Source organism: Bradyrhizobium sp. 61 (genome assembly GCF_023073075.1).
GTDB classification, from domain to species: Bacteria; Pseudomonadota; Alphaproteobacteria; order Rhizobiales; family Xanthobacteraceae; genus Bradyrhizobium; species Bradyrhizobium barranii.
On record NZ_JADPIU010000061.1, the window covers coordinates 1 to 787 of the forward strand.

Below are 787 nucleotides of genomic sequence, written 5' to 3' on the forward strand. Positions count from 1 at the left end.
CTCCGTCCTCGAAATCGTCATACCACTTCTCCTAGGATTACCCCTAGGACCTGCAGCTATAACGTTCGTCAAACAAGGCGGCCTTCAATGGAGGGATACAACGGAGGCGGCGTTTTTGTTTGTGCGGTCGTCTTCAAAAGTACGCTGCGCTAGCCGAGCTCACGCGGTCCTGGCCATTGGCGTCGCGCGTTGCGATCGACAACACAGATCCGGAGGCAAGGTTCCTCGACAAGACGGTGATGCTCGGCCCGGCTTTGACGGTGGTCTGCGCCCGCAGAAGGCGATCGAATGAACTGCGTGTCTAACGACTCTGGGTCAAACTGCGACTTGGCGGGGAGGGCAGCTTTTGGCGCGCAAACCGGACCTAGTCAGGAATGGATCTCTTAGCTGCCTCCCAAGGATCAGGCCACGGATAGGACTGCGATTGCACGATTAAGTTGAGGATCATCTAGACCCATGGAGCCCGGCTCGGCTTGGACCTCGATCGTGGGTGCGACGCCAACGCCTTCCAGCCGCTCGCCGTCGACCTGCACGTCCCCGACCGCGAGCAACAGCAAGCCGCCATCAATGAGAAATGCCGTCGCAGAGAGGACAGCTCCCTCGGTCCGGCTACCGATGACCTCGCCAAGCCGATATTTCTTGAAGCCATAGGCAAGGATTTCCTTGCCGCTGCGGGTGCCACCGTTGACAAGCATGGCGACAGGCTTGCGCCACTTCACGTTCTCGAGTTCGCTGGCGCCATTGCGATCAGTGACCTGTATCGTCGGCGCTCGCGTGTTGAACAAAT

1 protein-coding gene is annotated in these 787 nt (G+C 59.0%); it reads right to left on the reverse strand.

Annotation, left to right across the window (positions count from 1 at the left end; all coding sequences use genetic code 11):
* Positions 1–401: 401 nt before the first annotated feature.
* The coding region (locus IVB46_RS21025; RefSeq protein WP_247343399.1) for a S41 family peptidase at positions 402–787 on the reverse strand (386 nt) is incomplete at its 5' end.